We start from the raw sequence: 26141 nt of genomic DNA, 5'->3' as shown, positions 1-26141 counted from the left end.
TACAATGTGAATCACATGGATTATGTGCAGTGGACATTTTGCCATTTTCCTTATAAATTCGTTTCTTCTTGATACTAATGTGCGTAATGATAGCTTTAATATCCAACTAAATTTTAATCATTATGCATAAGGAGATTTTATGTATAATGCCTGCGAAATTACCCCCTCTTTCGTCTTTGCGTGTATTTGAAGCCGCTGCTCGTCACGGTAGCTTCACCCGTGCATCTGAAGAACTGGGAATGACTCAGGCTGCTGTGAGTTATCAAATAAAGATTCTTGAGGAGAGAGTGGGAACGCCACTTTTTCTACGGAAACCGCGGCAGGTCTGTTTGACGGAAACCGGCGAGCGCATTGCACCAATTATAACGGAAGCTTTTGAGTTATTGCGTGCGGCATTTGTTATGGCCGAGGATACAAGCCATAATCTTTTGTTTATAACGACGGTCACGACTTTTGCGACCAATTTTTTGGCTGAAAGGATCGGTAATTTTCAAATCCTCCACGAAGATCTTGCGGTTCGCCTTGATACCTCTATGGCCCTTGTTGATTTTACACGTGAAGATTTTGATATCGGGATACGATCAGGCGATGGAAAATGGCCGGGTGTCGAAGCGCATTTGTTAATACCAGCCAGCTTTTCTCCCATGTTGAGTCCTGATTTAGCCAAATCAGCTGGCGGAATTGAAAAACCTGCTGATTTATTGCAGTTGCCATTGATTGATGCCTCGGATCCTTGGTGGAAACTTTGGTTTGATTCTGTCGGGGTGAAATCAGATGAACTTCGTGGAAATAAACGCAGCAGGATGAGCATTCAAATGCTAGAGGCAAGAGCAGCTGAAGCAGGACAAGGGGTGGCTATTTTAACGCCGACCTTTTATCGTGATGCTTTGAAAAGGGGCACTTTAATCCAGCCATTCAATCACATTTGTTGTGACGAAGGCCGGGGCTATTGGCTGGTATATCCCAAGGCGCGTCGGAATATTCCAAAGATTAAAAAATTCCGTGACTGGTTGTTGAATGAAGTCAAGGAACACCAGTGCCCTGTTTAAGTTAAGATCTGACCGGGAACATAGGTCGGGCGTTCGATGACTTTTATTCAGGGTTATGTGGTATGTGCTTTTTTACCCAGTAATAAGCCACCAAAAATTAATCCGCCAAGAAAGAGTATTACTTCGGCTACAACAATAGAGGGGCCGGATGGCGTATCCCATTCTAAAGAACCAAAGAGACCCAAAATAATTGAAAGGCTACCAATCAAGGATGCAATGATTGCCATTTGTTCCGGCGTTTTTGCAAACCGCCTTGCAGCAGCGGCAGGTATAATCAGCAAAGAGGTGATAAGCAATACACCAACGACTTTCATGGCAATGGCGATAACAATCGCGACGGTTACCATAAACAGGGTCTGGATAAGAGCTACGTTGATGCCTTCTGCGCGTGCAAGTTCTTCATGGAGTGTGAGGGCCAGAAGATCTTTCCAGATGTACGCCAAGAGGGATAGGGCAACAGCGCCGCCACCGTAAATCCAATAAATATCTTGATAATTGACGGCAAGTACATCACCAAAGAGATAGGATAACAGATCAACCCGATATCCTTGCAAAAGCCCAAGGACAACGAGGCTGACCGCCAAGCTGGAATGAGCCATGATACCCAGTAACGTATCACTTGCGATCTTTTTCTGATGTTGAAAAAGTGTGACCGTTAGGGCGATAGCAATTGCTGTTCCAATAATGCCAACGGTTAGATTAAACCCCAGTAACAGGCCAAGCGCGACACCTAAGAGGGCAGAGTGCGCGAGTGTATCGCCAAAATAGGCCATTCTGCGCCAGACAACAAAACACCCCAAGGGGCCGGAAATCAAGGCGACACCTATACCGGCAACAAGGGCGCGCAGGAAAAAATCTTCTAAAATCATGTCTCGTTTGACGTTGCAAGAGGGTGATCATGGGCACAATCATGGGAATGATCATGAAGATGATGGTAAACAGCGAGGCCCGGTTTTGTTTGTCTGCCAAAAAGAGCGAGATATTCTGGGCTGTCGCTAACCTGGGTCGGTGCACCAGAACAACAGATATGCCCGTTGATGCAAATAACGCGATCTGTTTCTGCCATCACAATGTGTAGGTCATGTGAGACCATTAATATACCAAAACCAGATTGTTCCTTGAGACGGGAAATTAGTTTGTAGAGTTCTGTTTGTCCTTGAAAATCAACACCTTGAACAGGTTCATCCAATACCAAGATGTCAGGTTTTCGAAGGATGGCACGGGCAAGAAGAACACGTTGAAACTCGCCACCTGATAAGCTTTGCACTGCTTGTTTCAAGGTGTGGAGTGCACCAACATCACGTAGGGCAGCTTCTCGCTCTGAAAGAGGTCGTTTGTCTGGTATGGACAGAAAACGTTCCACAGTCATTGGCATAATTGGATCGATGTTCAGTTTTTGCGGGACATAACCAATGACCAGACCATGTTTCCGCCAAACCTCGCCAGATGTTGGTTTCAGTGCTTGTAACAAGGCACGAAGCAATGTTGATTTTCCGGCGCCGTTTGGTCCGATAAGCGTAACAATTTCATTCTTGTGAACTGTTAGGCTGACATTGTGAATAGCTGTTTTTCCACCAAAATTAATTGTCAGATTTTCGGCTTGTATAAGTGGCTCTCCACTTGGTTCAGGGGCGTTGTGGTCATGTCCACAGCCACAGCCAGGTTCATTGAAATCAGGGGCTTTATCACTAAGGATATCTTCCATGGTATGTGTCGCTAATTTTTAGCCAAGGGCTCTTTGTCTTATTGTGTAGAGTGACAATCCGGGCAGGTACCCCGAACTTCCAACATGCGCTGATCGGTTTTAAAGCCAAGACTATCTGTCTTGTTTAAAATCGCTTGATCTATTGCTGAGTCATGAACTTCAGCAGCACAACCACAGTTATTGCAAATAAGGAATACGCCAGAATGTTCCTCTGATGGATGAGAACAGCCCACATAGGCATTCATAGATTCAATTCTGTGTATAAGGCCTTGTTCTAAAAGAAAATCCAGAGCCCTGTAAACTGTGGGTGGGGCTGTTTTTCCGCTTTCCTGAGAAAGCTTGGAAAGGACATCGTAAGCACCTACGGGGTTGTGGCTTTCCCATACCAGTTCTAGCACACGTTTACGAACCTCAGTCAAGCGGACACCACGAGTCAGGCATAGTTCTTCCGCCTCATTTAAAGCAGTTTTTATGCAGTGTTTATGATCGTGAGATCCGCCACAAAAAGAGAGAGAAACAGTATCAAAGTTTTTCATGCCCTATAAATATCCTGTCTTGACATTGATGTAAATGTTATAACATATCATTGTTGGAATTTATCCCATTATCTTACTTTTCATCACCGAGTTCGGTGTCGTTACAAGGTTCATTATGATGCTCTCTAGAAAATCAGGGTTACGAAATCCTCTTCGTGTTTCTTTACTGGCTAGTTCTATTCTTTCTGGACTTAGTATGAATGCTATTGCAGGCGAAGCGCCGAAAGTCGCGGTTTCGATCCTGCCAATTCATTCTCTTGTGCAGTCAGTAATGGAAGGAGTAGGAGAACCTGAACTTATTATGGATAAAAGTGCTTCTCCGCATGGCTATAGTCTGCGTCCTTCCCAGGTTCGCGCGTTGAATGATTCTGATATGGTTGTTTGGGTTGGAGAAGGTCTCGAAACATTTCTGAAGAAGCCTCTTTCCCAGCAAGAAGGGAAAAAAACAGTTCTGGAGCTGATGAACATTAAAGGTATCACTCTTCATGAAAATCGTAGTTCTGGACAGTGGGAACATGACCATAATCACGGCGATGATGAGCATGACGACCATGATGACCATGGTGGCCATGATCACGAAGAAGAGCATGAGCATGGGGGTGAACACGACCATGCGGCTGAACATGATCATGATGAAACGCACGATCACGACCATGAAAAAGATCATGATGGCCACGCCCATGATGAGCACGCTCATGATGAAGACCATGCACATGAACATAATGATGAAGAACATCATAACGATGAGCACGATGGTGATCATGTCCATGAAGAAGATCACGATCATGATCACGGACAGTTTGATCCACACATTTGGCTTTCTATCGACAATGCCAAGGCAATCGTAGCAAGAGTTGGTGATGAACTTGCCAAAATTGACCCTGAACATGCCGCTACCTATCAAGCCAATGTGAAAAAGGTTACGGCTGATCTGGGGGTGTTGAAGCAAGATCTGGATGGTCAGTTGTCAGTTGTACAGGACAAGCCTTATCTGGTTTTCCATGATGCTTATCAATACTTTGAAAAAGAATTTTCCCTTTCTGCGGTTGGGTCAGTTACTATTGATGCGGAAAGAAAACCTGGTGCCAAGCGGATTACAGAATTACGTGAGGTTATTAGGGAAAGAAAGGCCGCTTGTATCTTCAAGGAGCCGCAATTCAAACCAGTTGTGGTAGATGTATTGGCTGAAAATCTTGATACGAACATTGGTGAGTTAGATCCATTGGGATCAAACCTTGCGAAGGGACCTAAAGCCTATAACTCACTTATGACGAGCCTGGGTGACAATTTGGTGTCTTGTTTGACTAAGAAGTAAGCGCATAATGTTTGCTAGGTCATTGCTCGACCTGACAAGCATATACTGCGGGAACTCATCCGGACTTATGTGAGTAAGGTCGAAAAAGGAAACCGCAATCGTCTTGTGGGATATGGTTAGGCAGGAGTCTGAGGAAAACGACTTGAGCCTGGCTCAGGGAGGCAATTTTACTCAGGTTTAATGCTCCCACGTTCGATTGCGGTTTCAAGTATAACTTTTAAGGCCTGTGCCTTGTTACTGTCATAGGCCTTTGCGGGGTGAACGCCCCAGACCGGACCAGGCCAGGCCGGATCATCCTCATAACGCGCAATAACGTGAATATGGAGTTGCGGTACCATATTCCCAAGGGCTGCGACGTTAATCTTAAAGGCCTTGAATTCCTCCACCAAAATGTCAGAAACTAGGCGGACTTCTTCCATCACTTCGGTGAGTTGATCTTTTGATAGATCGTGCAAATCACGAAGGTTGGGATAGCGCGGTACCAGGATCAGCCATGGGTACTGGTTGTCGTTCATCAAAAGGACCCTACTGTGGGTAAGGTCTTTGATAAAAAGGGTATCTGCTTCTAACCGTTCGTGAAGTGCAAAAGGCATCTAGCTAACTTTCTGGCTTAATAAGGGCAATCCACATCACCCATCTCAACATAAACAGATTTTAGTTGAGTGAAATGGTTGATTGCTGTGGTTCCGTTCTCACGACCTATACCAGACTGTTTGTAACCACCAAAGGGCATTTCAATTGGTGTGATGTTGTAGTTGTTGATCCAGCAGGTACCAGCTTCCAGTTTTTCAATAACCCGGTGTGCGCGGTTAATGTCCTGGGTAAAGACGCCCGCTGCCAAGCCGAACTGGGTATCGTTGGCGGCGTTAACAACTTCGTCTTCATCGTCAAAGGTGATGACGGACATAACGGCGCCAAAGATCTCTTCCCGGGCGATCCGCATGTCTGCTTTTACGTCGGTAAAGATTGCTGGCTCAACAAAGCAACCTTCTTCAAAGCCTTTGACTGTCACTCTGTTACCGCCATAAGCAAGGGTCGCGCCTTCGTTTTTGCCTATCTCAATATAGCTCAGAACTTTTTCCATATGTTCTTTATGGATAAGCGAGCCAACATGGGTTTCCAGATCCATCGGGTCGCCGATGATCATTTTTGAGGTTCGCTCGATCAATTTCTCAAGGAAGGCCTCTTTAACATTTTCATGGACGTATACGCGGGTACCGTTGGAACAGATCTCTCCCTGAGTGTAGAAGTTTGCCAGCATTGCTGCGGAAACTGCATTATCCAGGTTCGCGTCATCAAAGATGATCAGTGGGGACTTGCCGCCAAGTTCCAGAGTAACGTGTTTGAGGGTTTTAGAGGCTGATTCCATGACGCGCTTGCCCGTAGGAACAGAACCTGTCAGAGAGATTTTCTCGATACCTTCGTGCTCGGCCAGCATTTGACCAACAGGACCTAAACCAGACACAACGTTGAAAACACCATCCGGCAAACCTGCTTCGGTATAAATTTCGGCCAGCTTCAACGCGGTGAGCGGGGTGACTTCAGATGCCTTGTAAATAACCGCATTTCCGCAGGCAAGGGCAGGTGCGGATTTCCAACAAGCAATCTGGATGGGGTAATTCCATGCGCCAATGGCAGCACAGACACCCAGTGGTTCTTTGCGGGTATAGGCAAAGTTGCCATTTGCGAGCTGAATGTGCTCTCCGTTGATAGAGGCTGCGAGACCTGCAAAATACTCGATGCACTCTGCACCTGATTCGACATCAACGCAGTTTGCTTCTTGCATTGGTTTACCTGTATCAGCGACTTCAAGGGCAGCAAGCTCGTCATTGCGTTCGCGGAGCAGGGCAACAGCTTTTAAAAGAATACGGCTTCTTTCGGTGCCACTCATTTTGGACCAGATTTTGAAACCAGCCTTGGCAGCATCAACAGCTTTATTAACGTCAGCCTGAGAAGCGATCTGAACTTCGCAGATTACTTCCCCTGTTGCCGGATTTATCGTCTCAAATGTTTCGCCGGATGTTGCGTCTGTGTATTTGCCGTTGATGTAAAGCTGTTGAGTAGGAAGCTTTGCCATTGTTTTGATCCTAAAGTTTTAAAGTATTGTTCTGCTGTGTTGTTTAAATATGCGAAGTTATTTTTGATGGGCCAGTATCTGGCTGCTGATATAACTTTCCATAATAGTGATTGCCTCTTTGGGGGTGACCCCGCCTTCTGTCAGGGCACAGCGTATCCAGAGCCCTTCGACCATGGCAGCCAGACCCGTTGCTGTGCTTGCGACCATCTGTTCGGGCAGCAAAGGCTTTAACGCATGTTGAAAGTTACTTTGCATACGTCGTTCGTTGATTTTATGCAGGCGTCCAAGTTTTTCCGACGTTGGAACCAAAGCCCAGAAAGCCAGCCAGACATCAACCACGCCAGGTTTGAATTGCTCATCAGAAAAATTTGAATTCACGACGGCAAGCAGGCGCTCAATTGGTGTGTTGGCATTTTCTAACTGCTTTTTTGTTTCTTCCCCCAATTTACGCATGAGGTATTGAAGCGTTGCGGTTAATAAACCGGATTTATCGTCAAAATAATGGGCAACAATTCCAGAAGACAGGCCTGCACGTTTGCTTATTTTCGAAATGCTGGCATTGGTAAAACCTTCCTCGTGGATCATAGCAATTGTTGCTTCGATCAACTGGGTTTTCCGAATCTCTTCCATTCCGACTTTTGGCAAGGTCTTGTATCCTTTTATTCAATGTTTCAGTTCTTAGGGGAGACATTGAAACAAAAAAAACGTGTATTTAGTGTCCTGTTTCGTTACGCATTTTTTTGAACTTAGTTTTTGATTTCATTTAAAAAATCATAACTTACGTTCTTGGGTTGATGACTGCGTTATATCTATCAATAATTTATTTTGATTGAACGTTCAATCAAAATAAATTATTGATAGTGAAGTGACGACAATGATTTCGGTCGTACTAGGGAGTTAATCAGGCAAAAGAATCCTGCTAGAATAATAATGAACTTGCAGGTATCTTGCTAAAATCAATTAGAGCCACGGGGTCCTCTTGTGGCACAAAAAATGGAGACAAGTGAATGAACCTCAAACACTTGATTTCGGCTAGCACACTGGCCATCGCTGCAGCTGGTTTTACAACTGGGGCGCAAGCTGCGGAGCCAGCTAGCTGCCAATCTGTTACTTTTTCCGATGTTGGATGGACTGATATCACTGCAACAACAGCCGTAGCATCTGTTGTTCTGGAAGGGCTTGGTTATCAGCCGGAAACTCAAATTCTTTCTGTTCCTGTGACCTATGCTGGTCTTAAGAACGGTGATGTTGATGTATTCCTTGGTAACTGGATGCCAACCATGGAGGCCGACATCGCACCTTACCGTGATGAAGGTTCTGTTGAGACAGTTCGTGTTAACCTCGAAGGGGCTAAATACACACTTGCCGTTCCGACTTATCTTGCTGACAAGGGTCTGAAAGATTTTGCAGATATTGCCAAGTTCAAAGATGAACTTGATGGTAAAATCTATGGTATCGAACCAGGTAACGACGGTAACCGTCTTATTCAGGATATGATCGACAATAATACCTTTGGCCTCAAAGACTTTGAGGTTGTTGAATCATCCGAAGCAGGTATGTTGTCGCAGGTTGCGCGTTCTACCCGTCGTGATAAGGGGGTTGTTTTCCTTGGTTGGGCACCACACCCAATGAATGCAAACTTCGAACTGACTTATCTAACTGGTGGTGATGACATTTTCGGCCCTAACTTTGGTGGCGCGAATGTTCATACGAACGTTAGAAAAGGCTATGCCAGTGAGTGCCCGAATATGGGTAAACTTCTGGGCAATCTAGGCTTCACACTTGCCATGGAAAACGAGATCATGGGTGCCATTCTTGATGATGGTAAAGAAGGACCAGTTGCTGCGACAGAGTGGTTGAAAGCAAACCCGGGCGCATTGGATGCATGGCTCGCTGGTGTTACCACATTTGATGGTGGTGATGGCCTTGCAGCAGTAAAGAGCCATCTTGGTCTTTAAGTTTTAAGCCAGATTTATTTTACAGAGGGCTGGCATTCTGTCGGCCCTCTTGTATGTTAAATAAAAATAAAACCAGTGATAGCGGTGAGCTTGTGTAAGAGCAACTTCGTTGTGTTAACTGGATATAACGATAAAAGAACTCAGTAAATTTCCGAGTTCACTTATGAGCAGAGGGATTAGCAATGTCCGGCATCGAACAATGGTTAGTTGACCATAAAATTCCCGTTGGGAAATGGGGTGAAAGTTTTTTTGACTTTTTGATCGATAATTTTGCGGGCTTTTTTGACGCAATAACGGATGGCGGTAGCTTCCTGATTGATGGTACTGTGGATATGCTTTTATTTGTGCCATCTATCGTACTTATTATTTTGATTACTGCTCTTGCCCAATATCTGCAACGTACGTGGAAGCTATCTTTATTTGTTTTCCTTTCACTGTTGTTCATTGTTAATCTTGGATACTGGACAGAAACAATAGAATCTCTTGTCCTTGTGGTTTATGCGACTCTGGTTTGCATGATCACTGGCGTGCCACTTGGGATTGCGGCTGCCCACCGTCCCTGGCTGTATTCATTGTTACGACCAGTTCTTGATCTTCTACAGACAATTCCTACTTTCGTTTACCTTATCCCGGCCATGACGCTTTTTGGTTTGGGCATGGTGCCTGCGCTCGTTGCGACAGTCATCTTTGCCGTTGCCGCGCCTGTGCGTTTGACACATCTCGGTGTTTCTTCGGTGCCAAAGCCCCTGATTGAGGCTGCTGAATCATTTGGCGCGACAAAGAAGCAGTTACTTTGGAAGGTCGAAATTCCTTACGCTCTGCCGACAATTATGGCTGGGGTAACGCAGTGTATTATGCTCTCCCTATCTATGGTGGTGATTGGTGCTCTTGTTGGTGCAAGCGGTCTTGGTAAGCCTGTTGTTCGTGCATTGAACTCTCGCCAGATCGATATGGGGATTGAAGCAGGACTTGCGATTGTTGTCGTAGCGATTTTACTGGATCGTCTGTGTAAGCAGCGTAATGCGCCGGTTGATGGTGCTTAAGGTAGGGATGGAATATTAAAATGACAGCTGTAGAATTTAAAAACGTCGATATTGTTTTTGGCGATAATCAGCAAGAAGCCATCCCAATGGTTGATGCGGGCAAAACACGGGAAGAAATTCTGGAGAAAACCGGATGCGTTCTTGGTGTTGCTGGGGGATCTATTAAAATTGAAGAAGGCGAAATTTGCGTCCTTATGGGGCTTTCCGGTTCCGGAAAATCAACACTGCTCCGCGCCGTAAATGGTCTGAACAAAGTCACGCGGGGCGAAGTGCTCGTTCGCGATGGTGATAACCTTGTCGATGTTGCATCGTGCGATGAAAAAACGCTGCGTCACATGCGTATGGAACGCGTTTCCATGGTCTTCCAGCAATTTGCGCTTTTGCCATGGCGGACGGTGTCAGAGAACGTTGGCTTGGGGCTAGAGCTTAAAGGCATGCCAAAAGCCGAGCGCGAAGCCATTGTGGAAGAGAAGCTCAAGATGGTTAGTCTTGATCAATGGAAAGACAAATACGCGCATGAACTATCTGGTGGGATGCAACAACGTGTTGGATTGGCGCGTGCGTTTGCCACAGATGCGGATATTTTGTTGATGGATGAGCCTTTTTCGGCTTTGGACCCTCTGATCCGTGATCACTTACAGGATGAGTTGCTGGAATTGCAGCGAAACCTGAAGAAGACGATTGTCTTTGTGAGCCATGATTTGGACGAAGCTCTTAAGATTGGGTCACATATTGCGATTATGGAGGGTGGCCGCATTGTTCAGTATGGGGAGCCGGAAGAGATTGTCCTGAACCCTGCAAATGAGTATGTAGCCGAATTTGTCGCCCATATGAACCCGCTGAATGTGTTGCGGTGCGCGTCTTTGATGACATCAGTCAGTGATCTTCGCAAGGATGGTGATCGTCTTATTCTGGATAAATACGATGCCTTCAAAGTAACAGTAGATGGTAAGGGTGCTGTACAGAAAGTTACCTTTGAAGAAAAAGAAGAGCTTCCTGTAATTACCTTTGAAGGTGATCAGCCGATTGATAGCGTGCCGGATTCCAGTATTGTCGTGACATCGCCGGACTTCACAATGAAAAGAGCTATCGAATTACGACAGGCGACAGGTAATCCGGTTTTACTTGCCGAAAATGGTGTATTGGTTGGCGTCGTTGGAGATGAGGAAATATACAAAGGTATTCTTCGTCAAAGCTCGATTGCAGATGCGGCAGAATAAAGGGTTTTGATCTCATGACGATTAAGGCAATCCTGTTCGACAAGGATGGAACCCTTCTGGACTATGAACAAAGCTGGATGCCCTTGAATAAAAAAGCAGCTTTGATGGCGGCTGAGGGAGATCAAGAACTCGCGTCACAGCTTCTGAGTGCGACCGGGTATGATGCTGAACAAGGGCGGGTTTTGCCCGGATCCATGTTGGCAGCGAGCAGTAATGGTGAAATCGTTGCGAAGTGGTGCGAGTTTTTGCCCAATGCGGATTATGACGTTTTAATTCGCAAGGTCGAAGCAATTTTTCAGGAGGACGGAGAGACCGCTGCTGTCCCCGTGACGGATCTATCAGCTCTATTTGTACGTTTGAAAGAACGTGGGCTTAAGCTTGGTGTCGCTACAAGTGACAGTGAGCAGGGGGCTAGGGGGTCTTTGTCACGATTTGATTGTATTGATAAGCTCGACTTTATTGCCGGGTACGATTCTGGTCACGGACTGAAGCCCACAGCGGGTATGGTCTTGGGTTTTTGTAAGGCAATGGAGCTGGGGCCTGAAAATGTTGTTGTTGTCGGAGACAACTTGCACGACATGGAAATGGGCGTTAATGCGAAGGCGGGTTTGAAAGTTGGTGTTCTGACTGGAACAACGGGACGCGAAGAGTTGTCCAAACTTGCTGATCACGTCGTGACGTCGATCGAAGAGTTAGAGAGCTTATTATAATAATAGCGCTTGAAAGAGCTCTACGACGAGTTTTTTTCCTGAGAATGACAAAGGGGCCTCGGATCGAGGCCCCTTTCTACATGGGAATTGTTCTGCAGTTTTTCTGCTATTCCTGAATTTCTAACTATTCCTGATTTTATAGTTATTCCTGACTTTATAGTTATTCTTGGCCAGGGAATTTGCCGTCATCGGCAGCTTTGCGTTTCGGATCACGCCCTCTACGTCTTCGGCCACCACCTGTTTGTTCTGTCGGTTTTGCGCCGAGCGGGCCTGCCTCATTCATCTCGCGTGCACCGTTAGAGATTTCCCCAAGGCGCGAGATGATTTCGTCGAGGCTTGGTTTGGGACCACGTGTATGGTTGTCCAGCGCTTCACGCATGTGTTTGACGTGGTTGGGGGAGGTTCCACAACAACCGCCGATAATCTTGACACCGGAATCAACCGCAATTCTGGCATAGTCAGCCATTAATTCGGGGGTTCCTGTGTAGCGAATGGCTCCGTCAACATATTCGGGAATGCCGCAGTTGCTTTTCGAAACCAGAACATCGCCTTCCTGTGCGCACATTGCCATGTTTTGAAGGGCCGTTACCATTTCAGATGCACCGACGCCACAGTTGGCGCCATAGGCTACAGGTACTGTTGAAAGTTCTTTGACGCGTCTGGCAAAATCACCGGGGGTGAGGCCCATCATGGTGCGGCCATTGGTATCGAAGCTCAGTGTTGTGACGATTGGCAAACCGGTTTCACTGCATGCAGTAACAGCAGCTTCCAGTTCTTCCGGTGCAGAAATTGTTTCCAGCCAGAGAACATCAGCGCCAGCCTCGGCCAGTGCAACGGCTTGTTCACGGAAGGCTGCAATGCCTTCTTCGCGTGTCAGTGATCCGACGGGTTCAAAGATATCGCCTGTCGGGCCCATTGACCCGGCAACAACAACAGGGCGGCCCGCTTCATCAGCAACTCGCTTGGTAATTTTAACTGCGGCAGTGTTTATCTCTGCAACACGATCTTCTGCCTTGTGAAGTTTGAGGCGGTTACGTGTGCCGCCAAAGGTATTGGTAAGAATAATGTCAGAGCCAGCATCAACAAATGACTTTTGCAGGTTGTAGATTTTTTCTGGTTCGTCGACGTTCCATAGCTCTGGCGCGTCGCCAGTTTCCAGACCTACTTCGAAAAGGTTAGTGCCTGTTGCGCCATCAGCAAGAAGCCAGTCGCGTGTTTTTAAGAGATCTAGAAATTTATTGGCCATGGTTACTCGCCGCACAAAATTGAGATTGATATCTACTGAGGAAACTATGCTCTTTTTGTTGGTGACGCAAGCTATATCAGGATTTCTTTATATGGATTTTGAGTTCGCTTAATTGATATTTCGCAACATGATAGACTTGAAATGAATCTTTTGAGGCATAAAAGTGACATTTTTATTTCGCAATGGGTGGTTTTTTCCACAAAAAAAGTATAGATATAGGCTGCTCGCGAAAAATTTCCCCGCAGCTTTGATTTCTATTTTCGGTTTTTTATGAACCGAAGGGGCGAATACGGGCACCGTACAAGGGTTGGAAAATAATTAAATGTCGAGTTTAAAAGACCGAAAGATTGGTGCTGGCCGATCGGCTACTGTCTATCTGGATCATCTGCCTGATGGTCGAGCGACAGCGCGTAAGATATTTGTCGGTTCCACGTTGGCTGGCCTTGTTCACAATGTGATTTTTGGCGCGAACAACCCTTATATCTGGCATCAGGGATCAATCCTTGAGGCTGCTTGCCGTCGCCGTGTTCTTTCCGCCCTTATGAAGTTGTGGTTGCCTGGTAAACTGCGTATCGCAGAGATTATTTCTGTGTCTTGGAACGAAGAATTTCGTGCCAATGAGATTACGATGGAATTTATTGATGGTCGGGCACCGTCATTGCATCATCCTTATTCTTCACTCAAAGAAACTGAAATTCAGGATCTGGTAGAGAATGTGATGAAACCTTTGCAGGGATTGCTTCTTGATGCGGGGTTTGACGGTCTTGCATGGCAGGCTGGTTATGGTAATCCCGTTGCGACCAGTAATTTTCTGTTAGAAACTACTGATGCGGGTGAGAAACGTTGGGTCTGGGTTGATTTGGAATCCGGTGTACCTGCGTTGTTCCCGGCCAATCCTAAGCTTTTATTTACTTACTATTTACAGCGCACAGTGGTGAATGGTCGCCCACTTTATGATGATGTGGATGTGCCCAAACTCCGTGATTACATTGCTGAAAACAAAAATGCGCTTCTGGATGTGATGAGCGAACAGGAATACGAAGCACTTTGTGTCGATGTTTCAGGTTTGATTCATAAACCCGATGATTGGCGTTTTATGTCACGCCTTCAACGAAGCATTCAATCAAAGTTTGCCCGTGGGAAAATCTCTGAAGAAGAAACGCACTATTACAAAAAACACCCTCTACGTTGGTATGGCAGGCAAGCCAAGGAAGGTGTAAGCAAGCTTGCGCAGAAAGTCGGTTCGTTCTTTAAAGAGAGCAAATTGATCAAGCAGCTTGGAACCTTGCTGCCAAAAATAAAAGCCTTTATGTTTTTGCCATCCTATCGAACCCAGTTGAGCAGGTTACTGGTTGGACGCAGTATCGAAGATTGGCAAAAGCGCCGTCAGCTTACCGAGCGCGAAGCCAATGTTTTAAAGCATGAAATGGAAAACAGTGAGAGCAGCCTTTACATCACTGACTTTGGTGTATTAATGGCGCTGAAACCATTTGTAAAAGTTACAACTCTGGCCATTGTCTTTGGCTTGGGGGCTTTTGATGTGATCGGCCTTTTAGGTGGTATTATCGGTTATTTTAGTGGCGGGGTGATTGTACGAACGATCTATACGAGCTGTCGTATCATTGCTTCTACTGCCCGGGGAACAAGCCGGCCTTGGTTCGCATTGCTTTTGGGTTTTATCCCTGTTCTCGGGAATGCTGCATACCCTCTTCAGCTGCTATATGAAGGAACCCGTGGCGGGAATGGTGTCGCCAAGTTCATTATCTATGACATTATGGCTAGACTTGGTCGTGCGGTTCCTATCTGGGGTGGTCCAGATACCTTGGTGGAACACAAAGCAAATAGCATTGGTGATTTATTGATCCGCAATCGTAATGCGTTACCAGAAGCCGCCGAGTAAAAAGTAGCAACAAAGATAAAGTAGAATTTTTTTGATGGCCATCACATTATTGTGGTGGCCATTTTCGTATCTCTTTTTTCTATTCGATGGTATTATAGGTATTGTTGATCAACTTATGCGGTTGTCATCTGTCATAAGTGATCACTAGGTTCTTGGGGCGTTGCAACAGGAGCAATAATGTTCGGTGTGTTTAACTGTCATTTGGTTCTCTCACTTCTTGGATGGCCTTTGCGGGCTGGGAAGTGCATTTCTCTCTACAATGCTACGCAGGGCAAAACGAGACCTGACAGCCCTGATCGTTGGAATCCGGGTAAGTTTTTCCTGAAGGAATTTTTCGAACGCCATAAGATCTGTTGCGACAACTTTCAGCAAAAAATCCTGGCTGCCTGTCATCAGGTAACATTCAACAACTTCTTCAAATTTATCTATTTCTTCTTCAAACTGTTTCAAATTCTCCGACGCCTGTTTTTCCAGTTCGACCGAAACAAAGATGTTGATCATATAACCAAGCTTGGTTTGGTCGACCCGTGCAGCATAACCAGTGATAACACCTTCATCTTCAAGCATTTTTACACGCCGTGCACAGGGGGTTGGCGACAGACCGACACGTTCAGCCAGTTCAATAGAACGAATACGTCCCTCGGTTTGAAGGATTCGCAAAATCTTTATGTCAATCGCATCAAGTTCCATAAATAACTACTTATGATGTTAATTTTAGAGATTAATAGCTTAATTTGCTGCCTATGATAATGATTTTGGGAATAATCACCAGCGTTAATATGTCATAATTACTGCCAGAGATTATGCCCGAACTTATAAACAAGCTGAAATCGGCAAAAGAGGGCTGAACCCAGGGAGCGACAAATGCCAGAGAAAAATATATTGAAAGATATATTACACGAGGAAATAGATGCCGGAGACAACAGATGAGTGAAAAGAAACGGCTTCATCTTCATGTGCCAGAGCCTGAATTTCGTCCGGGTGATACCCCGGATTTCTCCAATGTTACGATCCCCAAAGCTGGTTCTGTAAGGCGTCCTGATGTTGATGTCTCGCCCGAGGATATCAGAGATCTTGCCTATTCTATCATTCGGGTCTTGAACCGCGATGGAAACGCCGTAGGCCCATGGGCTGATTTGTTGAGCGACGACGAATTGGTCAGAGGCTTGCGCCACATGATGACGTTACGGGCCTTTGATGCACGTATGATGATGGCACAACGACAGGGAAAAACATCATTTTATATGCAGCATCTTGGTGAAGAGGCTGTTTCGACTGCTTTTCAGTGTGCATTGGATAAAGGGGATATGAATTTCCCGACCTATCGTCAGGCTGGTCTTTTGCTGGCGCAGGACTACCCGATGGTCAAGATGATGAACCAGATCTATTCTAACGAGGAAGATCCGCTAAAAGGTCGTCAGCTTCCGATTATGTATTCCGAGAAAGAGTACGGTTTTTTCTCTATCTCGGGCAATCTGGGCACGCAATATATTCAGGCTGTTGGCTGGGCGATGGCCTCGGCTATTAAAAACGATACCAAGATTGCTGCGGGATGGATTGGTGATGGATCCACCGCTGAATCAGATTTTCACGCTGCATTGGTTTTTGCCTCTACATATAAAGCGCCTGTTATTCTAAATGTGGTGAATAATCAGTGGGCGATTTCGACCTTTCAGGGAATTGCCAAAGGTGGGTCCGGAACCTTTGCCGCACGTGGCCATGGTTTTGGTATTCCAGCTCTGCGTGTTGATGGGAATGATTATCTGGCTGTTTATGCCGTTGCAAAATGGGCGGCAGAGCGTGCACGTTTGAACCTTGGCCCCACGATGATTGAATATGTGACCTACCGCGCAGGTGGGCATTCAACTTCGGATGATCCCGCCGCTTATCGCCCCAAAGAAGAGTCAGATGCCTGGCCATTGGGTGATCCGATTGAACGCCTGAAACTGCATCTGATCAGCAAGGGTATCTGGTCGGAAGAACGCCACTTACAGACACAGGCCGAAATCAAGGACACGGTGCTTGCTGCCCAGAAAGAAGCTGAAAGTCATGGCACACTCCATTCCGGGGGGTCGCCTTCTACACGTGATATGTTTGAAGATGTTTACAAAGAAATGCCGCCACATTTACGGCGTCAACGTCAGGAAGCGGGGATTTAGTTCATGAGCAGAATGACGATGATTGAAGCCATTCGTGATGCAATGGATGTCATGATGGGGAAAAATGATGACGTTGTCGTTTTTGGCGAAGACGTTGGCTATTTCGGGGGGGTGTTCCGCTGTACCCACGGTTTGCAGGAAAAGTACGGCAGAAACCGCTGCTTTGATGCGCCGATTAATGAATCCGGCATCGTTGGCGCGGCGATTGGCATGGCTGCCTATGGCTTGCGTCCCTGTGTCGAGGTCCAGTTTGCCGATTATGTTTATCCGGCCTATGACCAGATTGTATCCGAAGCAGCACGGTTGCGGTATCGCTCTGCAGGTGACTTTACGGCCCCGATAACAATCAGAATGCCAACAGGTGGGGGGATCTTTGGGGGACAAACACACAGCCAAAGCCCCGAGGCAGTCTTTACCCAGGTTTCCGGCCTCAAGGTAGTGGTGCCGTCCAATCCTGCGGATGCCAAAGGGCTTTTGATCTCTGCGATTGAAGATGATGACCCCGTTATCTATCTGGAACCAAAGCGTCTTTATAATGGGCCCTTTGATGGTCATCATGACCAACCCGTGACACCTTGGTCGAAACACGAGCTGGGTGAAGTTCCCGATGGTTATTACAATGTGCCACTGGGCAAAGCCAAAGTGACCCGTGAAGGGGCGGACGTTACCATTATTGCCTATGGTACAATGGTTTATGTTGCTGAAGCAGCAGCCAAAGAAACCGGAATTGATGCCGAGATTATCGACCTTCGCTGTCTGTTGCCTCTGGATGAAGAAACCATCATCGCGTCGGTTAAAAAGACGGGGCGCTGTGTTGTGGTTCACGAAGCAACCTTGACGTCCGGTTTTGGTGGTGAACTTCTCTCTCGTGTTCAGGAAACATGTTTCTATCATCTCGAAGCCCCGATTCAACGGGTGACCGGATGGGATACTCCCTATCCACATGCACAGGAATGGGCTTATTTCCCCGGACCGGAAAGAGTTGGTCGTGCGCTTGAAAAAGTAATGGAGGCCTGATCAATGGGTGAATATGTAATCAAGCTTCCAGATGTTGGTGAAGGTGTTGCCGAAGCCGAGATCGTTGAATGGGAAGTCTCTGTTGGTGATGTGGTACAGGAAGATGCGGTCCTAGCGGCCGTTATGACAGACAAGGCAACTGTTGAAATTCCGTCCCCTGTGGATGGGCGCATCATCTGGCTTGGGGCTGAACCCGGGGACGTGATGTCCGTTGGTGCGCCTATTATCAAGCTCGAAGTTGATGGTGAAGGTAACTCAACGGAAGACAGCGCATCAAAGCCTCAAATGGCTGAACCCGACGTGCCCAAGTCAGCAGAAGTAGAGAAAAAAACGTCTGGAAAACAGAGTCAGAGCTTTGTCGTTGAGCCACCCAAAACAAAAGTCGAGATCGAAAAGCCTTCAGCTTCGCAGGTCCGCAAGCAGCCTGTTGGCCCGGCCAGAGCAGAAGGGGAAAAGCCCATTGCATCCCCTGCGGTGCGAAAACGTGCACAGGATGGCGGCGTAGATCTTCGGCAGGTCGCGGGAACGGGGCCAGCCGGACGGATTACTCACGAGGATCTGGATGCCTATTTTGACGGTAGCAGCGTAGCGGTTCATCCAAAAGGGGGACTTGTCCCCAATAGCTCTGTTTCAGAAGTTAAGGTCGTGGGGTTGCGGCGTAAAATTGCGGAAAAGATGTCGATTTCAAAATCGCGTATTCCGCATATTACGATTGTTGAAGAGGTCGATATGACGGCCTTGGAAGAACTGCGGACAACCCTGAACAAAAACAGATCGGAAGATCATCCCAAACTGACCCTTTTGCCTTTCTTGATGCGGGCCTTGGTCAAGGCGGTCGCTGATCAGCCTAATCTTAACGCGATTTTTGATGATGAAGCAGGGGTTGTTCACCAATATGGCGGGGTTCATATCGGCATGGCAGCACAGACACCAAACGGTTTGGTTGTACCGGTTATTAAACATGCCGAGGCAAGAGACGTTTGGGGCTGTGCCGCAGAGGTTAATCGTCTGGCTGCGGCATCCAAAGCAGGGACCGCAACCCGCGAAGAGCTGAGCGGTTCGACCATCACCATTACATCGCTTGGACCTTTGGGGGCGATTGCAACGACCCCTGTTATCAATCATCCGGAAGTCGCCATTCTTGGGGTTAACAAAATGGCGGTACGCCCCATGTGGGACGGAACGGATTTTGTCCCACGCAAGATGATGAATATTTCTTCCAGCTTTGACCACAGGGTCATTGATGGCTGGGATGCGGCTGTTTTTGTTCAGCGGATCAAATCCCTGCTCGAAACACCGGCAATGATTTTTATGGAGGGCTAAGCGGTGAAGGAAATTAAAACCAAGCTTCTGGTTATCGGTGCTGGTCCTGGTGGATATATCTGTGCCATTCGTGCGGGGCAACTGGGCATAGATACGGTTGTTATCGAGGCGGGGAAACCCGGTGGGACCTGTTTGAATGTGGGATGTATTCCCTCTAAAGCCCTAATCCATGCCGCGGAAGAATTCGATAAAGTCGCTCATTTGTCCGGCGAGAACGCACTTGGAATCTCAACGGCAAAACCATCTATTGATCTTGCACAGACCATGGAATGGAAAGATGGCATTGTCAGTCGTCTGAATTCTGGTGTTGCCGGACTTTTGAAAAAGCACCGGGTTAAGACCGTTGAGGGCTGGGCCAAATTCCGGGATGGTAAAACGGTCGAGGTTGCGACACCGACGGGGCCACAGATTATTCGTGCTGAATACGTTGTGATTGCAACAGGTTCCAAGCCTGTAGAGCTGCCTTTCCTGCCGTTCGGGGATAAGGTCATTTCTTCTACCGAAGCCTTGTCGTTAACCGAAGTGCCGGAAAAGCTGGCTGTTGTTGGCGGTGGCTATATCGGGCTGGAACTTGGCATTGCCTATGCAAAACTTGGCGCCAAAGTTACGGTTGTTGAAGCTGCCAAATCCATCCTGCCACAGTATGACAAGGATCTGGTGCGCCCGGTTGTCAAACGATTGAGCAGTCTTGGGATCAAGGTTATGACCAAGGCCAAAGCCAAGGGGCTTTCCACAAAGGGGAATGCCTTGCTGGTGGAAAACAGTGCGGGAACAGACGTAAAGGTTGCTGCAGATAAAATCCTGGTGACTGTCGGTCGCAAGCCTGTAACCGAGGGATGGGGACTGGAAGAGATTGATTTGCGTATGGATGGCCCCTTCATTCATATCAATGATAAATGCCAGACTTCCATGCGAGGTACCTTTGCTATTGGGGATGTTACCGGAGAACCAATGCTGGCCCACCGTGCGATGGCACAGGGGGAAATGGTTGCTGAAATCATTGCGGGTGAAAAGCGTACTTGGGATAAAGTCTGCATTCCTGCAGTTTGTTTTACTGATCCGGAAATAGTAACAGCTGGATTATCCCCGGCAGAAGCAAAAGCACTGGGGCATGATATTAAAACCGATCTCTTCCCGTTTCAGGCTAATGGTCGCGCTATGTCCGCTCAACGTGAAGAAGGTTTTGTCCGCATCGTTGCCCGGGCCGATAATCATCTGGTGCTTGGTATTCAGGCCGTTGGTGCGGGTGTTTCCGAAATGTCTGCAGGTTTTGCCCTTGCCCTAGAGATGGGCGCACGTCTGGAAGATATCGCCGGAACAATCCATGCCCACCCGACACAAAGCGAAGCCTTTCAGGAAGCGGCGCTTAAAACCTTGGGCCATGCATTGCATATTTAACTCTGATTTGAACATATTAACGTTCAAAAGGTTTTTCGAGATAAAAGCGTTGGGTTTCCAGCGCTTTTATTTTCTTGAGAACCAGCCAGATAGGGTGGCAGTTGAATATAAGCTTGAGATAGTTACAAACCACTACTTTTCTTGTGACTGGCTTTTAAGAGAGTTTTCCTATTATAGTTTGTTAAATGAAAAATGATAATGGGGAGAGATTTTAATGGAACAGATACCTGACTTTGTTGTTACTTTTCTGGAACTTCTCTCTTTTCTTTTTATAACGGCGGTTGGCGCAGGTTTTCTGTGGCTGGTCTATGCCTATATTACCGATGTAACGCAGACCGAGAGTACTCTGCGCCGAAATTATCCGGTCATTGCACGCTTTCGCTATTTCTTTGAGCATTTGGGGGAGTTCTTTCGCCAGTATTTTTTTGCTCTGGACCGTGAAGAAATGCCCTTTAACCGGGCCGAAAGATCATGGGTTTATCGCGCAGCTAAAAATGTAGATTCTACCGTGGCTTTTGGCTCAACCCGTGACCTTAGACCTGCGGGGACAGTATTTTTTGTAAACTGCCCTTTTCCCACGCAAGAAGAAGACGCGATAGAGCCCGGAAATGTTGTGATCGGCCCTTATTGTAAGAAGCCCTATGAAACCGACAGTATTTTTAACATTTCAGGAATGAGTTACGGGGCGATTTCCATACCCGCTGTTCGAGCATTGTCTAAGGGGGCGAAAAAAGCCGGTATCTGGCTGAACACGGGGGAGGGAGGCTTGTCCCCCTATCACTTGGAAGGGGGGGCTGATATTGTGTTCCAGATCGGAACTGCCAAGTTTGGCGTTCGCAAGCCTGAAGGTGGCTTTGACGAAGATAAGCTTCGGGAGATTGCGGCGCATGATCAGGTGAAAATGTTTGAACTTAAACTTTCCCAAGGTGCCAAACCGGGAAAGGGCGGGATTTTACCGGGGGAAAAAGTCACTGAAGAAATTTCCAGAATTCGCGGTATCCCCATTGGCCAATCTGCCATAAGCCCAAATCGCCACCCCGAGGTAAAATCAGAGAGCGATCTGCTAGATATGCTCGCCTATATCCGTGATACCACGGGTAAACCAGTTGGCTTTAAAATGGTTGTGGGCGCTTACGGTTTTTTTGAAAACCTGTGTCAGGAAATCAAAAAGCGTGGTGTTGAAAGTGCCCCGGATTTTATCACGATTGATAGCGCTGACGGGGGAACAGGCGCTGCCCCGATGAGCTTGATCGATAACATGGGGGTACCTCTGCGGGAAAGTCTGCCCCATGTGGTGGATACCTTGATTAAACACGGATTGCGTGATCGTATTAAAGTCTGTGCCAGTGGCAAGATGATTAATCCGTCTGATGTGGCGTGGGCCTATTGTGCCGGGGCTGATTTTGTTAATTCTGCACGTGGGTTTATGTTTGCGCTCGGGTGTATTCAGGCACTGCAGTGTAACAAGAATACCTGTCCAACCGGGGTGACCACACACAACAAGAAACTACAGTTTGGTCTTGATCCGGAAACAAAGTCAGTACGCGTTGCAAGCTATGCTGAGAACATGCGCAAAGAAGTTGGCATTATCGCCCATAGTTGTGGAGCTGCGGATGCGCGGGCTTTGAAGCGTTATCACGCACGTATCGTTCTTGATACGGGGCGCAGTGTCTCAATGGACGAGCTTTATCCAAATCCAACGGTACTAACAGCTGAATAGAGCTTTATGGGGTGTCGGGTGAAACTGCGTGCTTGATATCGTTGATATGATCCCGCATTGCTTCGGCTGCGGCATCGGGTTCGTGGGCCTGAAGTGCAGCTAAGATCCGGCAGTGACCGGTGATGGAAGCAATACGACGTTCTTCACTTTGATGGCCCTCTGTACGTGATGGATCTATAGATGCGCTGATCTTGTCCATTAAATCAGATAAGAGTGTATTCCCTGTTGCCTTGGCGATGAGGGCGTGAAAGTTCCTGTCGATTTTTTGAAGCTCACTTAGATCTTCCGTCGTCATCTGTGTTTTAACCAACTGATCCATTTCTTCCAGCTGTTCCGGCAGGATCATTTCGGCGGCAAGGGCTGTAATTTGTGGTTCGATTAATTCACGCAGTTGGAAGACTTCGAATAGACGCCGGGCATCTCCTGATACCAAAGAGGATAAAGCCCGGATTAACTCTTCTCGTGAGGAGGATCTGATGTAGTTGCCACTTCCCCGTTTCGGCGCGAGAACACCTTGTTCCTGTAAAACACGAATGGCTTCGCGGACAGAATGTCGTGAGACAGCAAACAAGTCTGCTAGGCGTCGTTCAGACGGGAGAGCATCACCGGGGCCCATATCTTCGTCGCTGATCAGTTTTCTGATCTTGGCGATAACGTCTTCATAGGCGCGTGCTGTTGAAACTGAATTATCGTTCGTTTCAGCTTCTTGTTCTAACGCTACGGATCGACTTTGCTCTGTCATACTTGCTCTCCTATAACTGCCTTCTACGGCAGCGTTCCTATGTTAGCAAGTCATGTATCATGCGCAAGCTCGTGATGAAGAGGAAAAAAGCAAAAGACAGCCTCAGAAGTTTTGGTGGAATTGCGTGGGCAATCTTTGCGCCGATCGGGGCAAAGAACCCCGATGTTGGAATGATCAGGGCAAAGCCGATCAGGTTGACATAGCCGAGTGAAAAATCCGGTCTGCCCGGTAGTCCAAGCCCATAGTAGATATACCCAAGAAAACCGGGAACAGCAATGATGAGGCCAATAGCAGATGCTGTCGCAACAGCTTTGCGAATAGGGTAATTGAACAGGGTGAGAATAGGCACAGACAATGTCCCACCGCCAATACCCATCAGGACAGAGATGCCACCGATGAAAACCCCGATAAGCTGTTTAAAGGGGGAGCCGGGGAGTTGATCTGAAATGTGCGTACCATCGGGACGGAAAGCCATATTTAATGCTACGATCAAGGCGATGACTGCAAAGACGGCGATCAGAGCTTCGGACCCGATATTGCCACCAACGACAACGCCTATCAGAACGCCAATTGCGATGGCGGGCCCCCAGCTTTTCAGCAAGTCCGTGTCAACGGCACCTTTATTGTAGTGGGATCGGGCAGAGGCAAAACCAGTGACAAGGATTGTCGCTAGGGATGTGCCAACTGCGGTGTGCATCCGGACAGATTCATCGACGCCAATCAGGCTGAAAAGGTGATACAGGACTGGGACAATAACAATCCCGCCGCCGACACCCAGCAGGCCCGCAATTAATCCGGCAACAACACCTGTCGCCAATAAGACAGCTGCGAGTATAAGCAGATCTGTTGAAAGGAGTGCATCCATCTATTTAAAGCCTGACTACATAAATTTGAGCAGTATTAACGAAGCGAGTGTTATCGCAGCTTTGGTTTATTTTTATTAAGGTTTTAGTCTACGAGTTCCAAAAGTGCCTGATCAATGTTTGGGGTGAATAATTAAATCGATATATTGGTTGTACCAATTTTCAACATGATCTATGGTCATTGTCAAGTTTCGCTGGGTTGAAACACTGTTTCTGCGCAGCATCGGTCTCTTTGAAGTCCTGTACGCAGGGTATCTAACTCAGTTCGGAGAAATATTCATGAGCGAATTCACCACGCGCCCCGAGATTGTGGGAACCTTTGGTGTTGTTACATCTACTCATTGGCTGGCAACAGCAGCTGGTATGGGCATACTGGAACGGGGTGGAAATGCTTATGATGCTGCGGTTGCAACGGGCTTTGCATTACAGGTGGTTGAGCCACATTTGAATGGCCCGGGTGGGGAAGTTCCAATTATTGTCGCCCCGGAAAAGGGGCCCGTGAAAGTGATTAACGGACAGGGACCTGCCCCTCAAAAGGCCACTCTGGAGGCGTATAAGGCATTGGATCTGTCTATCGTTCCGGGTTCTGGGATGCTTTCTGCTGTGGTACCGGGTGCTTTTGATGCCTGGATGTTAATGCTGTTGGATTACGGTACCATGTCTTTGCGCGATGTTTTGTCTTACGCCATTACCTATGCGCGCGATGGCTATTCCATCGTTCCAAATATTGCCCATACCATAAACCGCGTGAAGGACCTCTTTGAGACCGAGTGGACGTCTTCTGCTGATATCTATCTTAAAGACGGGAAAGTGCCAGAAGCAGGGGCGCTTTTTAAAAATCCTGAAGTGGCCGAAATGTATGACCGTATTATTTCAGAGGCCGAAGCTGCTTCGGATAGCCGAGAGGGGCAAATCGAAGCTGCGCGAAAGATTTGGTCAGAAGGTTTTGTTGCAGAAGCTATTATGGCGTTTTGTGATACGGCTGAGGTTATGGATACAACCGGACGCCGACACAAAGCTTTGTTAAGTAAGGATGATTTGGCCAGTTGGTCCGCTTCTTATGAAGAGCCGCTTACATTTGATTACCATGGGTATACAGTCTGTAAGACGGCGGCGTGGGGGCAGGGACCGGTGTTCTTGCAGCAACTGGCGTTGTTAAAAGGTTTTGACCTGGATGCGCTGGATGAAAAATCACCCGAATTTGTGCATCTTGTAACGGAAAGTGCAAAGCTTGCCTTTGCGGACCGCGAAGCCTTTTATGGCGATCCAAATTTTGTGGATGTGCCGATAGATGTCCTGCTTTCGGATGCCTACAACGATGAACGCCGTAAGCTGATTACGGATCAGGCTTCTCTGGAAATCAGGCCGGGAACTGTTCCGGGTAAAGGTGGGAATGTCGTGGTTCGTATCAAAGGGACCACCGACGAAGGTAAAGATAATACCGATCTTGGTGAGCCAACAGTTGCGCGTTTTAATGATGAGCCGACACCAGATGATAAAGGTGGTGTGAAAGGGGATACTTGTCATCTCGATATTATTGATCGCTGGGGGAATATGGTCTCTGCGACACCAAGCGGTGGATGGCTTCAATCTTCGCCGGTTATTCCGGGACTGGGGTTCTGTCTGACAAACCGGGCGCAGATGTTCTGGCTGGATGAAACTTCTCCTGCCTGTATTGCTCCGGGGAAATTACCAAGAACAACGTTAACCCCCTCTCTCGCCCTGAAAGATGGTGTACCATACATGGCTTTTGGGACACCGGGGGGAGATCAACAGGACCAATGGTCCCTGCATTTTTTCCTGCGTCATGTGCATTTTGGATTGAACCTTCAGGAAGCAATTGATGCACCTGCATTTCAGACGTCACATTTCCCGAGCTCCTTTTATCCACGTGAATGTGATCCTGGAAATCTCTCACTAGAAGGTCGCTTTCCGTCTGAAACAATAAAAGAATTGAAGCGCCGCGGACATAACGTTGTTGTCGAGCCAGATTGGTCACTGGGGCGTATGGCTGCAGCTTCCAAAGAAAATGGCTTATTGAAAGCAGCTGCAAATCCTCGTTCCATGCAAGGGTACGCTGCTGGGCGGTAGATGCATTTGGTTTGTACTACGAAATAACAAAAGCCGCAGAGTGGGAATTCTGCGGCTTTTGATTTCTAG

The 26141-nt window shown here is 47.3% G+C and carries 23 protein-coding genes; 13 read left to right on the top strand and 10 right to left on the bottom strand.

The features are described 5' to 3' along the window. Positions 1 to 146: 146 nt before the first annotated feature. Positions 147 to 1049, top strand: coding sequence for a LysR substrate-binding domain-containing protein (locus WH95_RS17165; RefSeq protein WP_046509570.1), 903 nt, complete (start codon positions 147 to 149; stop codon positions 1047 to 1049). A gap of 53 nt (positions 1050 to 1102) precedes the next feature. Here the strand turns inward: WH95_RS17165 and WH95_RS17160 are convergent, their stop codons facing one another. Genes WH95_RS17160 through WH95_RS17150 form a run of 3 tightly spaced genes read right to left on the bottom strand, consistent with a single transcriptional unit; the run spans position 1103 to position 3290 of the window. Beyond that, positions 1103 to 1918 carry a metal ABC transporter permease gene (locus WH95_RS17160; protein WP_046509569.1) on the bottom strand — a complete coding sequence of 272 codons (816 nt, stop codon included), beginning with the start codon at positions 1916 to 1918 and terminating at the stop codon, positions 1103 to 1105. Continuing rightward, positions 1915 to 2754, bottom strand: coding sequence for an ATP-binding cassette domain-containing protein (locus tag WH95_RS17155; protein WP_082114214.1), 840 nt, complete (start codon positions 2752 to 2754; stop codon positions 1915 to 1917). Before WH95_RS17155 ends, WH95_RS17160 begins: the two co-directional genes overlap by 4 nt. Positions 2755 to 2792: 38 nt before the next feature. After that, on the bottom strand, positions 2793 to 3290 hold the full coding sequence (locus tag WH95_RS17150) for a Fur family transcriptional regulator (RefSeq protein WP_046509568.1): 498 nt from the start codon (positions 3288 to 3290) through the stop codon (positions 2793 to 2795). A gap of 115 nt (positions 3291 to 3405) precedes the next feature. Here WH95_RS17150 and WH95_RS17145 point away from each other — a divergent pair, with 115 nt between their 5' ends. After that, positions 3406 to 4605 (top strand): zinc ABC transporter substrate-binding protein, encoded by a 1200-nt coding sequence (locus WH95_RS17145; RefSeq protein ID WP_204247822.1) that lies wholly within the window; start codon positions 3406 to 3408, stop codon positions 4603 to 4605. Between the two features lie 167 nt (positions 4606 to 4772). Here the strand turns inward: WH95_RS17145 and WH95_RS17140 are convergent, their stop codons facing one another. Genes WH95_RS17140 through betI form a run of 3 tightly spaced genes read right to left on the bottom strand, consistent with a single transcriptional unit; the run spans position 4773 to position 7327 of the window. Continuing rightward, positions 4773 to 5198, bottom strand: a complete 426-nt coding sequence (locus WH95_RS17140) for an HIT domain-containing protein (protein ID WP_046509567.1) — start codon at positions 5196 to 5198, stop codon at positions 4773 to 4775. Positions 5199 to 5215: 17 nt separating this feature from the next. Next, positions 5216 to 6682, bottom strand: coding sequence for a betaine-aldehyde dehydrogenase (betB, locus tag WH95_RS17135; protein WP_046509566.1), 1467 nt, complete (start codon positions 6680 to 6682; stop codon positions 5216 to 5218). 57 nt (positions 6683 to 6739) lie between these two features. After that, the gene (gene betI, locus WH95_RS17130) at positions 6740 to 7327 is read right to left on the bottom strand and encodes a choline-binding transcriptional repressor BetI (RefSeq protein ID WP_052742117.1); all 588 of its coding nucleotides are present in this window, start codon (positions 7325 to 7327) and stop codon (positions 6740 to 6742) included. Positions 7328 to 7689: 362 nt separating this feature from the next. Here betI and WH95_RS17125 point away from each other — a divergent pair, with 362 nt between their 5' ends. From WH95_RS17125 to WH95_RS17110, 4 genes are all read left to right on the top strand, one after another. Further along, positions 7690 to 8640 carry a choline ABC transporter substrate-binding protein gene (locus WH95_RS17125; protein ID WP_046509564.1) on the top strand — a complete coding sequence of 317 codons (951 nt, stop codon included), beginning with the start codon at positions 7690 to 7692 and terminating at the stop codon, positions 8638 to 8640. A 182-nt stretch (positions 8641 to 8822) separates the two neighbouring features. Next, entirely contained in the window at positions 8823 to 9683 is an 861-nt protein-coding gene (gene choW, locus WH95_RS17120) for a choline ABC transporter permease subunit (protein WP_046509563.1), read from the top strand. Positions 9684 to 9703: 20 nt separating this feature from the next. After that, positions 9704 to 10903 (top strand): choline ABC transporter ATP-binding protein, encoded by a 1200-nt coding sequence (choV, locus tag WH95_RS17115; protein WP_046509562.1) that lies wholly within the window; start codon positions 9704 to 9706, stop codon positions 10901 to 10903. 14 nt (positions 10904 to 10917) lie between these two features. Then, on the top strand, positions 10918 to 11613 hold the full coding sequence (locus tag WH95_RS17110) for an HAD family hydrolase (protein WP_046509561.1): 696 nt from the start codon (positions 10918 to 10920) through the stop codon (positions 11611 to 11613). 160 nt (positions 11614 to 11773) lie between these two features. On the opposite strand, the gene bmt is transcribed toward WH95_RS17110, so the two are convergent. Further along, positions 11774 to 12859, bottom strand: a complete 1086-nt coding sequence (bmt, locus tag WH95_RS17105) for a betaine--homocysteine S-methyltransferase (RefSeq protein WP_046509560.1) — start codon at positions 12857 to 12859, stop codon at positions 11774 to 11776. Positions 12860 to 13181: 322 nt separating this feature from the next. Between bmt and WH95_RS20765 the strand changes: the two genes are divergently transcribed. After that, entirely contained in the window at positions 13182 to 14759 is a 1578-nt protein-coding gene (locus tag WH95_RS20765) for a hypothetical protein (RefSeq protein ID WP_052742116.1), read from the top strand. A gap of 210 nt (positions 14760 to 14969) precedes the next feature. On the opposite strand, the gene WH95_RS17095 is transcribed toward WH95_RS20765, so the two are convergent. Then, positions 14970 to 15449: an Lrp/AsnC family transcriptional regulator gene (locus WH95_RS17095; RefSeq protein ID WP_046509559.1), complete on the bottom strand. Its 480-nt coding sequence runs from the start codon at positions 15447 to 15449 to the stop codon at positions 14970 to 14972. Between the two features lie 236 nt (positions 15450 to 15685). Between WH95_RS17095 and WH95_RS17090 the strand changes: the two genes are divergently transcribed. The 5 genes from WH95_RS17090 (at position 15686) to WH95_RS17065 (ending at position 22376) form a co-directional block, all read left to right on the top strand. Next, entirely contained in the window at positions 15686 to 16918 is a 1233-nt protein-coding gene (locus WH95_RS17090; protein ID WP_046509558.1) for a 3-methyl-2-oxobutanoate dehydrogenase (2-methylpropanoyl-transferring) subunit alpha, read from the top strand. Positions 16919 to 16921: 3 nt separating this feature from the next. After that, the gene (locus WH95_RS17085) at positions 16922 to 17935 is read left to right on the top strand and encodes an alpha-ketoacid dehydrogenase subunit beta (protein WP_046509557.1); all 1014 of its coding nucleotides are present in this window, start codon (positions 16922 to 16924) and stop codon (positions 17933 to 17935) included. 3 nt (positions 17936 to 17938) lie between these two features. Then, entirely contained in the window at positions 17939 to 19258 is a 1320-nt protein-coding gene (locus WH95_RS17080; RefSeq protein WP_046509556.1) for a dihydrolipoamide acetyltransferase family protein, read from the top strand. Positions 19259 to 19261: 3 nt separating this feature from the next. Next, positions 19262 to 20656, top strand: coding sequence for a dihydrolipoyl dehydrogenase (gene lpdA, locus WH95_RS17075; RefSeq protein ID WP_046509555.1), 1395 nt, complete (start codon positions 19262 to 19264; stop codon positions 20654 to 20656). Positions 20657 to 20870: 214 nt separating this feature from the next. After that, positions 20871 to 22376, top strand: coding sequence for an FMN-binding glutamate synthase family protein (locus tag WH95_RS17065; RefSeq protein WP_046509552.1), 1506 nt, complete (start codon positions 20871 to 20873; stop codon positions 22374 to 22376). 4 nt (positions 22377 to 22380) lie between these two features. On the opposite strand, the gene WH95_RS17060 is transcribed toward WH95_RS17065, so the two are convergent. After that, positions 22381 to 23118 (bottom strand): FadR/GntR family transcriptional regulator, encoded by a 738-nt coding sequence (locus tag WH95_RS17060; protein ID WP_046509551.1) that lies wholly within the window; start codon positions 23116 to 23118, stop codon positions 22381 to 22383. Between the two features lie 37 nt (positions 23119 to 23155). Beyond that, positions 23156 to 23983: a sulfite exporter TauE/SafE family protein gene (locus tag WH95_RS17055; RefSeq protein ID WP_046509550.1), complete on the bottom strand. Its 828-nt coding sequence runs from the start codon at positions 23981 to 23983 to the stop codon at positions 23156 to 23158. A 277-nt stretch (positions 23984 to 24260) separates the two neighbouring features. On the opposite strand from WH95_RS17055, the gene WH95_RS17050 reads away from it, so the two are divergent. Further along, positions 24261 to 26072 (top strand): gamma-glutamyltransferase family protein, encoded by a 1812-nt coding sequence (locus WH95_RS17050; protein ID WP_046509597.1) that lies wholly within the window; start codon positions 24261 to 24263, stop codon positions 26070 to 26072. The last annotated feature ends 69 nt before the right edge of the window (positions 26073 to 26141 follow it).

The organism is Kiloniella litopenaei, from assembly GCF_000982415.1.
Classification (GTDB): domain Bacteria; phylum Pseudomonadota; class Alphaproteobacteria; order Kiloniellales; family Kiloniellaceae; genus Kiloniella; species Kiloniella litopenaei.
The sequence above is the reverse complement of the archived record's forward strand: the minus strand, read 5'-3'. Positions and strand labels throughout refer to the sequence as shown.